The sequence below is a fragment of the Actinocrinis sp. genome, assembly GCF_035650855.1.
In the GTDB taxonomy this organism is placed as follows: domain Bacteria; phylum Actinomycetota; class Actinomycetes; order Streptomycetales; family Catenulisporaceae; genus Actinocrinis.
The window spans coordinates 1-16368 of the sequence record NZ_DASRGV010000233.1 but is presented as its reverse complement, the minus strand read 5'-3'; the positions used below and the strand labels follow the sequence as shown (position 1 = coordinate 16368).

16 protein-coding genes are annotated in these 16368 nt (G+C 71.9%); 7 read left to right on the top strand and 9 right to left on the bottom strand.

Translation table 11 applies throughout. The features are described 5' to 3' along the window. Positions 1 to 27 precede the first annotated feature (27 nt). From VFB40_RS17075 to VFB40_RS17055, 5 genes are read right to left on the bottom strand one after another with little or no spacing between them, the layout of a single operon-like run. Complete coding sequence (locus VFB40_RS17075; RefSeq protein WP_324851774.1) at positions 28 to 315, bottom strand: ASCH domain-containing protein; 288 nt, start codon at positions 313 to 315, stop codon at positions 28 to 30. Between the two features lie 18 nt (positions 316 to 333). Continuing rightward, positions 334 to 1299 (bottom strand): serine hydrolase domain-containing protein, encoded by a 966-nt coding sequence (locus VFB40_RS17070; RefSeq protein ID WP_324851804.1) that lies wholly within the window; start codon positions 1297 to 1299, stop codon positions 334 to 336. Continuing rightward, positions 1244 to 1618: a hypothetical protein gene (locus tag VFB40_RS17065; protein ID WP_324851772.1), complete on the bottom strand. Its 375-nt coding sequence runs from the start codon at positions 1616 to 1618 to the stop codon at positions 1244 to 1246. The genes VFB40_RS17070 and VFB40_RS17065 overlap by 56 nt, the downstream gene beginning before the upstream one ends. 44 nt (positions 1619 to 1662) lie before the next feature. Beyond that, positions 1663 to 1986 carry a flavin reductase family protein gene (locus VFB40_RS17060; protein ID WP_324851770.1) on the bottom strand — a complete coding sequence of 108 codons (324 nt, stop codon included), beginning with the start codon at positions 1984 to 1986 and terminating at the stop codon, positions 1663 to 1665. Continuing rightward, positions 1983 to 2468 carry a hypothetical protein gene (locus VFB40_RS17055; RefSeq protein ID WP_324851768.1) on the bottom strand — a complete coding sequence of 162 codons (486 nt, stop codon included), beginning with the start codon at positions 2466 to 2468 and terminating at the stop codon, positions 1983 to 1985. Before VFB40_RS17055 ends, VFB40_RS17060 begins: the two co-directional genes overlap by 4 nt. A gap of 28 nt (positions 2469 to 2496) precedes the next feature. Between VFB40_RS17055 and VFB40_RS17050 the strand changes: the two genes are divergently transcribed. Continuing rightward, positions 2497 to 2742 (top strand): LuxR C-terminal-related transcriptional regulator, encoded by a 246-nt coding sequence (locus tag VFB40_RS17050; RefSeq protein WP_324851766.1) that lies wholly within the window; start codon positions 2497 to 2499, stop codon positions 2740 to 2742. A 30-nt stretch (positions 2743 to 2772) separates the two neighbouring features. On the opposite strand, the gene VFB40_RS17045 is transcribed toward VFB40_RS17050, so the two are convergent. Continuing rightward, positions 2773 to 3543, bottom strand: a complete 771-nt coding sequence (locus VFB40_RS17045; RefSeq protein WP_324851764.1) for a class I SAM-dependent methyltransferase — start codon at positions 3541 to 3543, stop codon at positions 2773 to 2775. A gap of 179 nt (positions 3544 to 3722) precedes the next feature. Here VFB40_RS17045 and VFB40_RS17040 point away from each other — a divergent pair, with 179 nt between their 5' ends. Beyond that, positions 3723 to 4187, top strand: a complete 465-nt coding sequence (locus VFB40_RS17040) for a hypothetical protein (RefSeq protein ID WP_324851762.1) — start codon at positions 3723 to 3725, stop codon at positions 4185 to 4187. Positions 4188 to 4253: 66 nt separating this feature from the next. Here VFB40_RS17040 and VFB40_RS17035 read toward each other — a convergent pair whose 3' ends face one another. Further along, positions 4254 to 6674 carry an ATP-binding protein gene (locus VFB40_RS17035; protein ID WP_324851760.1) on the bottom strand — a complete coding sequence of 807 codons (2421 nt, stop codon included), beginning with the start codon at positions 6672 to 6674 and terminating at the stop codon, positions 4254 to 4256. 70 nt (positions 6675 to 6744) lie between these two features. Next, on the bottom strand, positions 6745 to 7146 hold the full coding sequence (locus VFB40_RS17030) for a nuclear transport factor 2 family protein (RefSeq protein ID WP_324851758.1): 402 nt from the start codon (positions 7144 to 7146) through the stop codon (positions 6745 to 6747). 239 nt (positions 7147 to 7385) lie between these two features. On the opposite strand from VFB40_RS17030, the gene VFB40_RS17025 reads away from it, so the two are divergent. Beyond that, on the top strand, positions 7386 to 10442 hold the full coding sequence (locus VFB40_RS17025; protein ID WP_324851756.1) for an AfsR/SARP family transcriptional regulator: 3057 nt from the start codon (positions 7386 to 7388) through the stop codon (positions 10440 to 10442). 39 nt (positions 10443 to 10481) lie between these two features. On the opposite strand, the gene VFB40_RS17020 is transcribed toward VFB40_RS17025, so the two are convergent. Next, positions 10482 to 10679: a hypothetical protein gene (locus VFB40_RS17020; protein WP_324851754.1), complete on the bottom strand. Its 198-nt coding sequence runs from the start codon at positions 10677 to 10679 to the stop codon at positions 10482 to 10484. A gap of 304 nt (positions 10680 to 10983) precedes the next feature. Here VFB40_RS17020 and VFB40_RS17015 point away from each other — a divergent pair, with 304 nt between their 5' ends. The 4 genes from VFB40_RS17015 to VFB40_RS17000 all read left to right on the top strand — a co-directional run. Next, positions 10984 to 12426, top strand: a complete 1443-nt coding sequence (locus tag VFB40_RS17015; protein WP_324851752.1) for a helix-turn-helix domain-containing protein — start codon at positions 10984 to 10986, stop codon at positions 12424 to 12426. An 83-nt stretch (positions 12427 to 12509) separates the two neighbouring features. Continuing rightward, a complete protein-coding gene (locus VFB40_RS17010) occupies positions 12510 to 13559 on the top strand; it encodes a beta-ketoacyl-ACP synthase III (RefSeq protein WP_414642100.1) in 1050 nt (349 codons plus the stop codon). Between the two features lie 109 nt (positions 13560 to 13668). Next, positions 13669 to 13935 (top strand): acyl carrier protein, encoded by a 267-nt coding sequence (locus VFB40_RS17005; RefSeq protein ID WP_324851748.1) that lies wholly within the window; start codon positions 13669 to 13671, stop codon positions 13933 to 13935. 54 nt (positions 13936 to 13989) lie between these two features. After that, the coding region (locus tag VFB40_RS17000) for an AMP-binding protein (protein WP_324851746.1) at positions 13990 to 16368 on the top strand (2379 nt) is incomplete at its 3' end.

Genomic DNA, 16368 nt, shown 5'->3' with positions numbered 1-16368 from the left:
GGCGCCCCGCGCCGCGACCGCCTGATCCTAATCGGCGACGTGGAATTCGATTCGGTACAGGAGCGTGTCGTCGTGGACGGGTCCGGCGTGGGCGGCCCGCCGCCGCAGCGATTCGAGATCCGCGTCGCCGCAGCGTCGCAAGTCGGCCTCGTCGATGGCGGAGAAGGGAACCAAGTCGACCGAGTCGACCACGATCTGGCCGCTGCCGACGCGGTAGCGGCCGCCCGGCTTCACCTTCGGCCGGCTCCAGAGCCGGAACGAGACCGTGATCTCGCCAGAAAGCACGTCCTCACGCAACTCCCGACTGAACTCCATAAGCCCACGCTATGACGGTCAGTTCATCGGGTGCACGACGGGAGAGCTCATGCCGAGCTCGGAGCCGACATTCCCTTCGCCCGCCGGAATTACTCCGCTGCTCTGCAGGGTCTGATAAACCGACACGAGCAGCGAGTCGAGCTGGTCCGCGGTGCCGACCGCGCTGTTGGCGGCGAGCGCGATGAGCGTGCGCGAGCCCGGCAGGTAGACGTGCAGCACGCGGAAGCCGTAGGTCTCGCCCTCGTAGAACCAGACCGTTCCGGTGAGCGGCGAGGTGAGCTGGGCGACGCCGAGGCCGTAGCCCTCGGGGTCGCTGGGCGTGGTGGTGCTGATCGGCAGTCCGGTCTGGGTCGACACCAGGCTTTCCAGTTCCCGCTGCTGCTTCGCGGGGAGCAGCCCGCCGCGGTAGAGCGCGCGGTCCCAGGTCGCCATGTCGTGCAGGGACGCGATGATGGCGCCGGCGCCCTGCGCGAAGGTCAGGTTGAGCGGCGGGACCGGGTAGCCCTGGAGCGAAGGATCGGCGGACTCGAACAGGTAGCCGGTCGGCATTCGGGCCGCGAAGCTCGCCGGGCACGTGTAGGGCGCGAAGCAGGTGTTGCGCAGTCGCAGCGGGATGAGGATGCGCTTGGCGAGCTGATCGCCGTAGCTGTCGTGGCTCACCCGCTCGATGACCAGCTGGGCGAGGACATAGTTCGTGTTCGAGTACGCGTACCCGGAGCCGAGCGCGGGTCCATACGCGTAGGAGACGAGCTGCGCGGCGTGGAACGTCGCGTTCGGATTCGCCGCGAGCGCCTGCAAGTACGCGGGCTGCGACGTGTAGTCCGGGATGCCGCTGGTCATGTCCAGCAGTTGTTTGACGGTGACGCGGCTCCAGGCGGGATACTGCGGCAGCCAGGTGCCGAGCGTGTCGTTGATCGACAGTTTCCGCTCAGCCTCCAGCTGCAGGAGCATCACGGACGTGAACGCCTTGGTGTTGCTCCCGATCTGCCAGAGCCGCGCGGGGCGATACCGGGGTCTGGCCGCCGTACGTCGTCGTGCCGGCGGCGAGGCTGATGTCCCGCTCGTCGTCGCGTCCTGCGAAGGTCACCGCGAGCCCGAGCGCGGAGATGTGTTCCGGCACACCACGCGCGGCCAGATACTGCGAAAGATCGGTTCGCAGAGAACTGATTAGCGCGCCGCGGCCCGAGGCCGGTCCCGAGGTAGCGGCGCTCGCGGGAAACGACGAGCCGACCACCGTCGCGGCGATCAGCGCAGCGACCGGGAGCATTCGGCGACTGCCGTGACTGTGCGTGCGTACGCGCATGATTTCCTCCGTGGTGTAAAGCTAGCTTTACACCACGAGACGCGTCAAGCGTCCTTTACATTTCTGCGTACTGCGACCCGTGAGGCGAGGGCTGAGCCGGGAAGCGGCTGCGAGGTGCCGGCGAAGCGGATCAGGGCCGGCCGATCGCGCGTCTGTGGCGGGCCACCGCACCAGCCGGGCAGGCCCAGAACGAGTACGTGGTCTGCGATGCGGATCGTCCGCTCGACTCGGCAGACTGCGGCCGCGAGCACTCCGTTCAGGATCGGCAAGTCGTCTGGGTCCGCTGTATCCCGGGTCGGCTCGCCGTACTCCGCCTCGCTTTGTGCGGTCGCGCCTGGGGCGTTGGCGGTCAGCGGTGCGGATGTCACGCCGCACCAGCCGGCGCGCCCCGCCCGAGCGCGTCCGCGAGATCACGTCCGGAGCCTTTGGCGGTGGCCCGATCGCACTCGGCGCGGCGCTGCAGCAACTCGGCCCCGTCCGCGCCGGGCAGAGCGAGCGTGCGGGTGTAGTCGTCGATGGCGTCACGCCAACGTCCCGCGGCCTGCCTCAGGTAGCCCCGGTTGTAGAGAAGATCCGGGTCGTCGAGGGCCGCTTCGACCGCGCGGGTCAGGTCGCTGAGTGCGGCCTCTTGATCGCCGCGGTCGAACGCGAGCCCGGCGCGGGCCGCCAGGGCCGGCACATATGCGGGGTCTGACTCGAGCGCGCCGTCGAAATCCGCGAGCGCGGCCGCGGCCGCGTCGGCGCCGCCGGATGCGAGCGTGAGCGTCCCGCGCCGGTACAGCAGGCGCGCGTCGCCGGTGTGGAGCAGCTTGAACCGGGTTCCGCGGGAGTTGCGGCTCCTGGGCGTCACCGCCCGCGAGTTCGAGGTGCTCGAACTGATGGCGAGTCAGACCGGCAACCGGGACATCGCCAGCCGTCTCTACATCTCGCCGCGCACCGCCGAGAAGCACATCGCGAGCCTGATCGCCAAGATCGGCCAGCCGGACCGCGCCGCACTGCACCGCTACTCGCGAGACACCGTCCTCACCTGGCACGCGGACCGTGCGGACGGTGACGGGCCGAGCCTGCACACGCAGACCGCGCTGAGCACGCCGGACGCCGACCCCGGACACGGGCCAGGCTGACGAAAAGGCCTGATTCGGCGCACCCTCGGCTTAGACCGGCCGCGCCGTCAAAACCGGCTGGAAGAAATGCGACTCGTCCACGCTGTGCCACGTCACGTCGTCGAACCCGCATTCCCGCACGAGTTGCGCCAGTTCTTCCAGCGTCCAGGCCCGCGAGGTCGCCCGACGCACCCGGACCTGCCAGCTATCGCCGTCCGGCAGCAGCTGGATGTGGTCGAAGTCGTAGACCCCGTCGTCCTGCCAGTGCCACAGCTGGAACGTCACCACCTGCCCTGCGGGGGTGTCCGTCACGGCCGGCACCGTGGATTGCCGACGGGCCTGCCGGGCGTCGCCGTAGTCCTTCGCCGTGAGCACCAGCAAGCCCTGGTCGCGCACGACCCGCCGCATGCCGCCCACCGCGCGGCGCACCTCGTCCTCGGTCAGCAGGTGCGCGAGCGCGTTGTCCGCGCTCAGCACGACGTCGAACGAGGAGTCGGCGAACGGCAGCGCGCGCATGTCCCCCGCCGCGGCCGCCATCACCAGCGCGCGGCGACGCGCTTCCGTGTCCGCGCGTGCCGCGGCAGCCGGGCTCAGGTCCGTGGCCACCACGCGGTGTCCGCGCTCGGCCAGGCCGATCGCCTGCGTGCCGATCCCGCAGGAGCAGTCCAGGATGTCCAGCGGCTTCGCGCGGCGCAGGTACTCGCGTACCAGCGCGTCCAAGGCGCTCCCCTGCCGCGCCACCGATAGCGACCAGTCCGGATAGATCAGGTGGTAGTCATCGGCGAGCTCGTCGTAGAAGCGCTGCGCGGAAAAGGGAGCCACGGCGGAACACTACTTCGCCGGCGCGGGGCGACGTGCGCCGATTTTCGGCCGTGTTCGGCGGTGTACGGAATCCGCGATGGCCGCCACGCCCGGCGGACACCATGGACCGGACATCCGAGCAGGCACGCCGCTCGGTGACGGCATCGCGTCTCGACTACTCGGAAGGATCGTGACGTCCCATGACCAAGGCAGCTGTGCGCCGCAGAGCGGCCGCGTTCGGATCGGCCCTCGGCGCCCTCCTCCTGTCCGCCGCCGCCGTGCCCTCCTCCGCGTCGGCGGACAGCGGGCGCGCGATCAACTCGTACGTCACCTGCTCAGACGGCACGCTCATGTACGGCTTCGCGATCAACTACGGCTCGGGCTGGACCTACACGGCCCTGGGCGCCTCCGGCTACCAGGTGAACTCGCAGGAGAAGGAGGTGACCTTCATCGTGCCCACCACCGCGAACAGCGTGGCGCTGGACACGTACTGCGGGGGTAACGGCTACGTCGAGAACAGCAACTGGGTGGGTTACACCTACAGCCTGACGCCCGGCACCTCGACGGCCACCGCGAACTGGGTGTGCAGCCTGTATCAGTATGCGTACTACGGCTACTACACGACCGACCGCAGCTGCAACCTCACGTCCATCTCCTACGGGTGATCCGCACGGTGGATCGGGTCCGCGCCCGGGGTCGCGCGGACCCGATCCACCGTCCGGCGGTCGGGTTCACGGCGCGAGGCCGTCCAGCTGTTGCTGAACGCGCGAGGCGGCGGCGAGCCGGTGCTGCGCCAGGTAGAGCTCACGCGCGCACTCCCAGGAGCCGCGGGCCTGATCGAGGCGGCGCTGCGCGAACCGGGTCTCGGCGATGTGCCGAAGGATGTCGGCTTCGAGATAGCTGTGGCCCTGGGCGCGGCAGATGGTCAGGGCCTGGTCGTAGTAGTCGAGAGCCTGGTCGTATTCGCGCAGGTGGTGGGCGACGCAGCCGAGGCTGTCGAGGGTGTTGGCCTCCCCGATTCGCTGCTCGTTGAAGGGCAGGCTGCGCAGCAGCGCGAGCGCGGCCTCGCAGTTGGCCCGGGCCTCGCCGTACTTGCCGAGCCGGATTTGCAGCCAGCCGACGCCGTTGAGCGCCCTGGCCTGCTGGTAGGGGTCGTCCAGCGTCTGGAAGATCAGCAGGGCGCGGTGGGCATGCTCCAGCGCCCGGTCGTCGTCGCCGTGCCGTTCCCAGGTCCCGCCCAGGCTGTGGTGGATCTGGGCCTGGCTGGTGATGTCGCCGGCCTGCTCGGCGAGGGTCAGGGCTTTGCGAAGCGAGCGGAGGGCGTCGGTGGTCCGGCCCAGTTGGGCGTAGGCGTCGCCGAGCATCTGCTGAGCTTGCACCCGGGCGGCCTGTTCCGGCAGCTGCCGGGCGCTGGCCACGGCGAGCTGCCAGGTTTCGGCCTGGTGCGCGATATGGCCGCGGCGCCGGTGGTAGGGGTCGAGCGCCCAGGCCAGATGGTAGACCGGTGCATCCCAGCCCTGGGCTCGCGCCAGCTGTTGGGCGGCCAGGAGGTTGCCGTGCTCGGCATCGAACCAGGCGATCGCCGCACTGGTGTCGGGCAGCGGGTGGGTCACCGCTCCGGCTTCCGGCTCGGCTATCAGGGGCGTGGGACAGTGCGCGAGTAATTGAGCGCCCGCATATGCGGTATGCACGTAGAAGTCGACCAGACGCCGTAAGGCGGCTTGCAGTTCGGCAGGGGGGTGCTGCTCGTCGGCTTGTTCGGAGGCGTACAACCTGAGCAGGTCATGCATGCGGTAGCGCTCGGGAGCGTGCTGTTGGACCAGGTGCGCGTGTTCCAGCGTGCGCAGAAGGGTGCGGGTTTTCACCAGCGGCAGGCCGAGCAGTGCGGCCGCGGCGGCGAGCGCGAGGTCCGGGCCGGGGGCGATGCCGAGCAGTCCGAACGCCCTGGCGACCTCGGGCGACAGCGCCCGGCTGGACCAGGACAGCACGCCACGCAGGTCGACCTGGGGTTCGCCGGCGTCGAGGCCGTCGAGCCGGTGCGCGCTCTCGTGCAATTCGGCGGCCAAGGCCGCGAGAGTCAGGTGGGGATGAACGGTGGCGCGGGCGGCGACGATGCCCAGCGCCAGCGGCAGCCCCGCGCAGCAGTCCAGCAACGCGGCCGTGGCCTCCGGTTCGGCGTCGAGACGGGCGCCGCCGAGGTGGCGGGCGAGCAGCCGGCGGGCGTCGTCCTCGGGCAGCACGTCCAGCGCCACCGATCGCGCGCCGTGCGTGGCGATCAGCCCCGTCAGTTGTCGGCGACTGGTGATGAGCACCGTGCACGTCGCGTCTCCGGGCAGCAGCGGAGTCACTTGCGCGGTGTCGCGCGCGTTGTCCAGCAGGATCAGCATCCGGCGACCGGCCGCCAGGCTGCGATACAGGCCGGCCTGGGCTTCCGGAGCGACCGGCACCGCGGCGGGAGGCACGCCCAACGCCTCCAGGAAGCCGCGTACCACGGCGGCCGCAGTCATGGGCTGGCCGACAGGCTCGAATCCACGCAGGTTGACATACAGCTGGCCGTCCGGGAACCGGTCCAGGTGCCGGTGCGCCCAGTGCACCGCGAGCCAGGTCTTTCCGATTCCGCCCATACCGCCGATCGCACAGATCACCGGCGTGCCGTCGTCCCGCGTTTGATCTTCCAGAGCCGAGTCCAGATAGGCCAGCTCACGGGTACGGCCGGTGAACGTCCGGGGCGCGGCCGGCAACTGCTGCGCCGCTCTCACCACCGTCACCGCCGGCGACGCTCCGGCCCCTGCGGGACGCGGTCCGCTCCGGCTGCGTCTGGTCCGCCGGTCGGCCTCTTCGATCCGGTCGCGGGCGGTCGCCAGTGCGCCGCGCTCGGCCCGGGTCGCCCCCAGCACCTCGAGCAGCGCGTCGAAGCGGTCGGTCGGGGGCAGGGTGCGGGCCGTGAAATATTCAGCGATGGCGGTCTGGGACCAGCCGGTCCTGGCGGCCAGCTCCCGGTAAGTCAGGTTGCTGTCCCGGCGGCTGCGCGCGTGCCGGCGCCGCAGATCCCGCAGCAGAGCTGCGAGATCCTCCAGCGTCGCCGCCGTAGCCGCGGCCGAGACCAGCGGGTCGGTGTGCCCCGCGCCGGGCTGCCGCGCGCCGGATTCCATCGCGGCATGGTTCCCCGATAACTGCGAACTCATACATCGCGGCGCGGGCACTCTATACGGAAGCTGATTGTCAGGGAGCGACGAAGTAGTACCGGTGATGGGTCAGCAGCATGCCCTTGTCGGAGAGCGTGAAGAGGTCCGCGAACTCCACCGCCGCCGCCTTGCCGCCGCGGCCGGACCTCGACGGGGTGTACCGGCCGGTGACCACCACCGTGTCGCCGGACGCGACGACCTTGCGGATCTCATGCCGGGAGGGCGGCCCCGCCAGGCCCTTCTGCAGGCTGAGCACCTGCGCCCGGCCTCGCCCCAGCGGAGCCTCCGGCCAGCGAAGCTGCGCGTCGTCGTCGAGCAGCGAGCCGTAGCCGTCGATGTCGCCGGAGTCAAGGTAATGATATGACAGGCGCACGTGGTCGATCCCTGCCGCGGTGACCGAGGCGCTCGGCCGCAGGGACTCCGCTTCGTCGCTGAACATGGTGCACATCCTTCACGTGCGGCCCGACCAGAGTCGGCGATTTTCTGAGCTGGAAGGCAGAAACCTTCGACGTCAGACACTCTGGCAGGGCGGCCCTACCCCGCGTTATCCCGCCGCTATCGTCCGTTCGCCTCCATGCCGACTCCGTTGCGTGGACACAGCGCGTTCAATCGGTAACACTGTCGATCAGTCTCGCAACGCTCGAATAGCAGTCAACGAGCCCTGGAGAAGCAGCGCGCATGGCCGAGCCGTTCACGGCGCCCAGCACCAGCAACTCAGGATTCGTGTTCAGCGTCCTGGGGCCGCTCGAGGTGCGCGGGCCGGCCCGGCCCGTGCGGATCCCGCCCGGCCGGCAGGAGGCGGTGCTGGCCGCGCTGCTGCTCGAGGCCGACCGCGTGGTCAGCGTCGACTACCTCGTCGATCTGATCTGGGACGAGAACCCGCCGAGCACCGCGCGCACGCAGGTGCAGATCTGTGTCTCCCGGCTGCGCAAGGAGCTGTCCGACGCGGAGATCGACGCGCCGATCTCCACCCGCCCGCCCGGTTATCTCATGCGCGTCGGCCCGGATGCGTTGGACCTGCAACTGTTCACCCGCAACGTGCACCAGTCCCGCGTCCTCGCGCGCGAGGGGCGCGTCGCCGAAGCCGCCGATCTGCTGCGTACGGCGGCGGCGTTGTGGCGCGGACCGGCGCTCAGCGGTCTGCCGAGCGAGACGCTGCGGACCAAGGCGATGCGGTTGGACGAGGACCGGCTGGCCGCTGTCGAGACCTACCTCGAACTCGAACTCAGCCTCGGCCGCCACCACCAGCTCATCGGCGAGATCGGGCTGCTGCTGCACGAACATCCGCTGCGCGAACGGCTGCGGCGGCAGTACATGCTCGCGCTGTACCGCTCCGGGCGGCAGGCCGAGGCGCTGGACGCGTACCGGGTCGGCCGCGACCTGCTCGCCGACGAGCTCGGCCTCGACCCCGGCGAGGAGCTGCGCGCCCTCGAGGCCTCGATCCTCGCCGGCGACCCGGACCTGCTGGTCGCCGCCGAGCCGCTGGCCCGCCCGGTCGCGGCGGCCGCGGCCTCCGCGAGCGCGGTGACCGGGGCGGCGCCGGGCCCGGCGGCGCCCGGGGACGACCCCGTGGTCTCCGCGTTCCGAGACGAGAAGCCGCATCAGCTGCCCGCGGACACCGCGGACTTCATCGGCGGCGAGCCGCTGGTCGCCTCCGTCCGCGAGGTGCTCGACGGCGCGGGCGCAACCCGGGTGGTGATGATCGTCGGCCGGCCCGGCATCGGTAAGAGCACTGCTGCCACGCACATAGGGCACCTCCTCGGCGACGCCTATTTCCCGGACGGGCAGCTGTATTGCGACCTGCGCGGTACTGGCCCGGAGCCCGTGTCGCCGCGGCAGGTCCTCGGCCGCTTCCTGCGCGCGCTGGGCATTCCCGGGTCGATGATCGCCGACTCGGTGGACGAGCGCGCCGAGATGTACCGCACCATCCTGGCGACGCGCAGGGTGCTGATCGTGCTCGACGACGCCGCCGCCGAGCGACAGGTCGCGCCGCTGCTGCCCGGAGCCGGCCGCTGCGCGGTCATCGTGACCAGCCGGGCGCGGCTGACCGGGCTGCCCGGCGCGCACTGGATCGAACTGGACATCCTCGGCCCGCACCAGGCGCTGGAACTGCTCGGCCAGGTGATCGGCGCCGACCGGGTGTCCCGGGAGTACGAGGCCGCGGCCGCGCTGGCGCGCACCGTTGGCGGCCTGCCGCTGGCGCTGCGCATCGTCGCCGCCCGGCTGGCCGCGCGCCCGCACTGGTCGCTGGCCTCGATGGTGGAGCGCCTGGCCAACGAGCGGCACCGGCTCGACGAGCTGGCCCACGGCGAGATGACGGTGCGCGCCAGCCTCTCGCTGACCCACGACGGGCTCGGCTGGGCCGATCGCAGGCTGCTGCGGCTGCTCAGCCTCGCGCAGGGACCGACGCTGCCCGGCTGGCTGGCCGGCGCGCTGCTCGACGACCACAGGCCGCAGCCCTCCGACCTGATGGAGACGCTCGTCGACGTGCAGATGCTGGACGTGGTCGGCGTCTCGCGCAGCGGCGAGTTCCACTACCGGCTGCACGAGATCATCAAGATGTTCGCCCGCGAGGAGCTCGAGGCCAACGACCCGCCGGACGTGCAGCACGCGGCGGCCGAGCGGATGATCGGCGGATGGCTGGCCATCCTGCAGCAAGCGCACCGGGCGATCTACGGGGGCGACTACACGGTGCTGCGCGGCGACGCGACCCGCTGGCAGCCCCCTGACGCCTACGTCGGCAGGCTGCTCGCCGAGCCGCTGGACTGGATGGACGGCGAGCACGTGAACCTGTGCCACGCGGTCGGCCACGCCGCGACGGCCAAGCTGGACGAGGCCTGCTGGGAGCTGGCCACGACACTGGTCACCCTGTTCGAGGCGCGCGGCTATCTCGATCTGTGGGAGAGCACGCATATGCAGGCTCTGACAGCCGCTCGACAGGCCGGCAACAAACGGGGCAGCGCCGCGCTGCTCGGCTCGCTCGGCACGCTGTACCTGAGCAAACGCCAGGCCGAGCAGTCCCGCTCCGCGCTGGAGTCGGCGCTGCGGTTGTTCGACGAGCTCGGCGACGTGCACGGCCGGGCGCTGTGCTGGCGGGACCTGGCGCTGCTGGAGCGGCAGAGCGGGGACTCGGAGCGGGCGCTGGCGCTGTACGAGCGGTCGCTGCGCGCCTTCGACCAGGCCGGCGACATCGTCGGGAAGGCGACGGCGCTGACGCAGAGCGCGCATATATGGATGCAGCGAGGGGACGGGGGCGGCGCGCACGCTCGACTGGAGGAGGCCCTGGCGATCTACCGGTCGGTCGGATACGCCGGTGGCGAGGCGCGCGCACTGCGCAGGGTGGGACAGGTCTTGCTTCAGCGGGGCGAGCCGGAGCAGGCGGAGCATACGCTCGCGGAGGTGCTCGCGATGGTGCGCGGCGCCGGCGACGTGATCGGCGAGGGCCATCTGCTGGTCAACCTCGCCGAGGTCAACCTCCATCTGGGGCGCTATCAGCAGGCTCGCGAGCTGTTCGAGCGGGCGCTGGCGATCCGGGAGCAGATCATGGACGCGGGTGGTGCGGCGCTGGTGCGACTGGCGCTGGCCAAGCTCTGTGTCCGGCTGGAGGATCCGGGGCGGGCCGCCGGGCTGCTCGAGGCCTCGATCGCGGTGCTGCGCGAGCGCTCGATGACCCGGGAACTGCAGGAGGCCGAGCGGTTGTTGGAAGGGCTCGGCGCGGAAACCGCGGCGCCCTGAGGAATTAACCGGTTATTGCGATAAGACGACCGAGGCAATTCAGTCCCACGGGTCGTTCGCGCTGCTCGGCGTCGCGCTCGCGGTGGGGGCCGCGGTGGCCGTTCCGTCGGCGGTCACGGAGTGGCCCGCGGCCGGACCCGAGTGGTTCTGCATCGCGCTGACCGCGAGGGAGCCGCAGGCCAGAGCGGCGGCGAGGCTGAGGGTGGCGGCCGCGCTCTTGAGGGTGTTGACAAGCATCTCAGTGCCTTTCGCTCGGGGTTGCTTCGGTGAGTCCCAAGCTAGGAAAGGCGGGAATCCCGGCGTTATCGCCGCCGCTATCCCCGCATTATCACGGCCGCCCGATGCACGGCCCGGCCGGAACAGTTCGTGATAGCGGGCGGGATAGACGCGGCGATGTCGCGCCGATAACCGGGCCTCGGAATATCGGGGACAGCACGTCGGCACCACCACCCACGCTCCGCCGCGGCCCGGTCCTCGGGACCTTCGCGCGCCGGCCAGGCCGGCCCGGGTCCGCGGCGCCGACGATTAGCGAGGAGGCACCGTGACCGGAACCGGAACCCCCACCGCCGAACCCCTCACCGCCGAACCCGCCGCGGCCGAGGCGCCCACCGCCTTCGGCCGGCTGGTCCGGCACCACCGCACCAGGATCGGGCTGACCCAGCGGGAGCTGTCCGACTTCTCCACCATCAGCGTGCGGGCGATCCGCGACCTCGAGCAGGGCCGGGCGAAACGCCCGCGCCACGACACGGTGCGCCTGATCGCGGACGGGCTGCGGCTCGGGCCGAAGGCCCGCGAGGCGCTGGAATCGGCCGCCTGGCAGGACCGGGTCGGCTGGCCGCTCAAGGCGGACTTCGACGCGGAGCCGCCGGGCGCCCCGGCCGCGCCGGACGCGTTGATCGGCCGCGAACCGCAGATCCGCGCGCTGACCGCCGAACTGTCCGCCGGACCCGAGCGGCTCACCCACATCGTCGGGCTGACCGGCGTGGGCAAGACCCGGCTGGCGCTCGAGGTCGCGGCGCGCGTCCACGCCGAAGCCGGCTTCCCGGTGCTGTGGTCCGCGCCGCAGGACGCGCCGGTCGAATACACCCTCAGCGACGCCGCGGAAAACCTGGCGCCGGTCGTGCGCGCCTGCGTCACCGGCCTGTTCTCGCCTGGTGCGGCCGAACGGGAGGGCACCGCCGCGCTGGTGAGGCTGGTCGGCGACCAGCCGGCGCTGCTGGTGCTCGACGGCGCCGGCGACCGCGCGCCTCGTGCCGAGGGCGTGGCCCGGCTGCTGCGCGACTGCCCGCGGCTGCGGCTGCTGGCCACCTCGCCCGCGCCGTTCGGCCTGCCGCGCGAGCGGGTCTTCCTGCTTGAGCCGCTGGCCGTGCCGCAGCCGTCTGACGAGCACGACGCCCGCGCGCTCGAGCAGGTGCCGTCGGCGGCGCTGTTGCTCGGCCGCATCCGCCGGGTACGGCCCGGGTTCGTCCCGGAACCCGGCGACCTCGCGGCGGTGGCGCGCATCTGCCGGCTGCTCGACGGGCTGCCGCTCGCGCTGCGCGCCGCCGCCTCCTGGCTGCTGGTCTACGACCTGGCGACGCTGCACGCGTGCCTGGCCGACGGCCCGGGCCCGCTGCTGCGCCATCTGGCCGGCCCGGACGAGGACTGCCCGCTGCCCGGCGCGCTGGCGCTGGCGCCGCTGCGGCTCTCCGCGCCGGTGCGCGACCTGCTGGCCGCGCTGTGCGAGCGGGGCGGCGAGTTCGGCCTCGCCGATGTCATGGCGCTGACCGGAGCGGACGTGTCCGACTGCGGCCGGATGGTGCGCGAGCTGCTCCTGCTCGGCGCCACGCGCACCTGCCACGCCGGCGGCCAGGCCCGCTTCCGAGTGCTGAACCTGGTGCGCGCCGCGCTGGCGGGCCCGGGCGCAACTGCTGCCCGGCTGCCTCGGGAACTGCCGCAGGCGGACAGCGGCCGGGTGTCCCATGGATGGCGCGAACGAGTATGACCGCGAAGACCCCGCCCCCAGCCCCGGCCGCCCGGGGCGCCGCATCCCCTCCTGGAGGAGCCGTGTCATCGAGCACGAACACGGTGTCGCAGCAGACTGACCCATCCGGCGGGCGCGCACCAGGCGCCGCGGCGGCGGTCATCGCGGGCCTGGGCACCTGCCTGCCGGACCGCGCGGTGAAGAACGAGGAGATCGCCCGCCGCCTCGGCGTGAGCGTCGACTGGATCGTCGAGCGCACCGGAATCGAGCAGCGCTTCGTGCTGGAATCCGCCGGAGCGACCTCGGACCTGGCGGTGGAGGCGGGGCGCCGGGCTCTCGCGTCCTGCGACGCCGGGGAGATCGGCTTCCTGATCCTGGCCACCTGCACCCCCGACCACACCTTCCCCTCGACCGCGCCCGCGGTGGCCGCCCGGCTCGGGCTGCCCGGCATCGCGGCCTTCGATCTGAACGCCGCCTGCTCAGGGTTCGTCTACGCGCTGTCCGTCGCCGACGGCATGCTCGCCTCCGGCGGCTACCGGGCCGGCCTGGTGATCGGCGCGGACGCGATCTCCACGATCATCGACCACGACGACAGCGTCACCGCGCCGATCTTCGGCGACGGGGCCGGGGCGGTCGTGGTGCGCGCGGGGCACGCCGGCGAGCCCGGCGCGGTGGCCGCGCACGTGCTCGGCAGCGACGGCGCGCAGGTCGACCTGCTCAAGACCGCCGGCGGCGGTTCCCGGCAGCGCGCGGCCGACGTGCCGCCGGATCCCGCGGACAGCTACCTGACCATGCAGGGCCGGCTGGTGTTCCGGCACGCGGTGGCCCGCATGACGCAGGCCTCTGTCACCGTGATGCAGCGGATGGGCTGGAGCCCCGCGGACGTGGACCGGCTGGTCGCGCACCAGGCCAACCGGCGGATCCTGGTGGCCACCGCGCAGTCCCTCGGGATCGCCGAGGAGCGCGCGGTGGTGAACGTGGACCGGGTGGCCAACACCTCGGCGGCGTCGATCCCGCTGGCCCTCGCGGACGCGCTGGCCGACGGCACGCTCGAACCCGGCCACCGGGTGCTGCTGACCGCCTTCGGCGGCGGCCTTACCTGGGCCTCGGCAGCACTGACCTGGCCCCAACTGTCCGTCAACGCAGGCGGCTGACGCAGGCGCTGGTGTTCCCGGCACCGCGCCGACCTTCCGGCACCGCTGCAACCTTCCCGCACCGCGCCAACCATCCGGCGCAGCCCGACCCGAGATCACGGAGAGCATCATGGACATCACCCTGGATACGACCACTGAGACGACCGGCGCCGCCGTCCTCGACCGCGTGCACGAGGTCATCCGCTACGTCACCCCCGAGCTGGACGGCCGCTACGCGCCCGAGCAGAAGCTGGCCGACCTGGGCGTCGACTCGCTCTCCCTGGTGGAGATGCTCGTGCAGGTCGAGAAGCGCTTCGGCATCGCGCTCGACGATGACGAGGTCGTCCAGGTCGAGACGATCCAGGACATCCTCGACGCCGTCGAGCGGCACGCCTGAGCGGCCCGCGCCGCGAGCAGCGACCTTCCGACCCGCGACCGTCAGGAGCCGACCATGTCCTCCGAACCGGCACCCGTTCCCCCCGCCCCGGCGCGCCGCGCCGCGCCCGGCGGCGGCGCCCGCCGGCTCAACCCGGCCCAGCTGGGCGTGTGGTACGCGCAGCGGATGGATCCCGGGAACCCGGTGTTCACGATGGGCGGCTACCTCGAGATCCACGGGCCGGTCGATCCGCAGCTGCTGCGGGCCGCCGTCACGGCGCTGATCGACGAGGACGAAACCGCGCGGCTGCGCTTCACCGAGGCGGACGGCGTACCCGCGCAGCACTTCGGGCCGGCGCCGCAGACTGAGCCCGGGGCGCCGCTGGTGGAGCTTGTCGATCTGACCGGCGGGCCGGACCCCTCCGGCGAAGCGGCCCGCCGGATGCGTCAGGACATGGACACGGCCCGCGACCCGCTGCGGGACCGGCTGTTCGGCCACCTGCTGTTCAAGCTCGGTCCCGAGCACTACCTCTGGTACAACCGCGAGCACCATCTGATCCACGACGGCTACACCTCCACGCTGATCCGGCGCAGGGCGGCGCAGCTCTACACCGCCCTGGCCACTGGCACAGAGGCCGGGCCGCCGCTGGGTTCCTTCGCCAGGCTGCTGGACGAGCAGGCCGCGTATCCGCAGTCGGCCGCGTATCGCCGGGATGGCGAGTACTGGCGCCGGATCATGGCCGATGCCGCCCCGCCGTCCGGCCCGGCGTCCGCGGGCAATCCGTCGCACCGGGTCGCCCGCCGGGTGGATCTCGTGGACGACGCGGTGTTCGCGGGGTTGCGCCGGTTCGCCGAGCGCACGAACGTGACCTGGCAGCAGGCGTTCGTCGCGGCGACCGTGGTGCACCGGTATCTGTGGACCGGCGACCCGGACGTGGTGCTGAGCCTGCCGATGCCGGGCCGGCTCGGCCCGACCAGCGGCGCTCCGGGCATGGCGGCGAACATGCTGCCGCTGCGGTACCGCGTCGAGCCGGGGCAGACCGCTGAGACGCTGGCGGCCGAGGTCGCGGCCCAGATGTTGCGCGCGCAGTGGCATCAGCGCTATCCGGCCGAGGAGCTGCTGCGGGATCTGGGCTGGCCCACCCGGGCCGGCCGGCTGTTCGGCCCGGTGGTGAATATCGTGGCCGGCGACGAGCAGTCGGACTTCGCCGGGATGCCGGCGGTGCACCATCTGCTGTCTACCGGCGGCACCGCCGAGGAGCTGTCCCTCACGGTCAGCCGCACGCCCAGCGGGAGCCTGCGGGTTGACTACACGATCGACGAGGCGTTCGCGGAATCCGCCGACCTGACGGCTTATCAGCGCACGTTCGCCCGCGTGCTGGCCGCGCTGGCCGAGCGCGCGGACACCGCGGTGGGCGAGCTGGAGCTGCTCGATGCCGCAGAGCGCGAACTGGCACTGTGCCGGTGGAACGACACCGCCGTCGACATCAGGCCCCTGCTTCTCGCCGATGAGGACGGCACCGAGGCCGGGGACGGCGAGCGGCCGCGAAGCCTGGAAAGCCTCGGCGCCTTGGTCGAACGGCAGGCACGGCGCACACCCGACGCGACCGCGCTCATCTACGAGCACGAGCGGCTGGAATACGCGGAGCTGAACGCTCGCGCCAACCGACTGGCGCGGCGGCTGCGCGCATCCGGCGCCGGCCGCGGCGCGATCGTCGGGGTGCTGCTGGAGCGTGGCCTGGACTTCGCGGTGGCCCTGCTCGCGGTGGCGAAGACCGGAGCGGCGTACGCGGTGCTCGACCCGGACTTCCCGGACGAGCGGCTGCACACGGTGATCGGGGACGCGGCGATCGGCGTGGCGGTCACCCGCGCCCGGCTCGCAGATCGGCTGCGCGGCGTCGCATGCCTCGTGCTCGTCGACGAGCACGCCGAGCAAATCAATGCGCTCAGTGGCGACGATCTCGGCGTCGAGGTGTCAGCGCTGGATCCGGCGTGTGTGATGTTCACTTCCGGTTCCACCGGCCGGCCCAAGGGCGTGCTCTCCCCCCACCGCGCCCTGATCGCCACCCTCACCGCACAGCACTACGCCACCTTCGGACCCGGCGAAGTCTTCCTGCAATGCTCCCCCGTCTCCTGGGACGCCTTCTCCCTGGAATTCTGGGGCGCCCTGCTCCACGGCGGCACCTGCGTCCTACAACCCGGACAACGCCCCGAACCCACCCACATCGCACGCCTGACCGCCCAACACGCCGTCACCATGCTCCAACTCTCCTCCGGCCTCTTCAACGTCCTAGTCGACGAATACCCCCACGCCTTCACCGGCGTACGCCTCGCCTTCACCGGAGGCGAACCCGCCTCCGGCACCCACACCGCCAAAATCCAACACCACCACCCCCACCTGACCATCGCCAACGGCTACGGCCCCGCCGAATCCATGGGATTCACCACGGTGTTC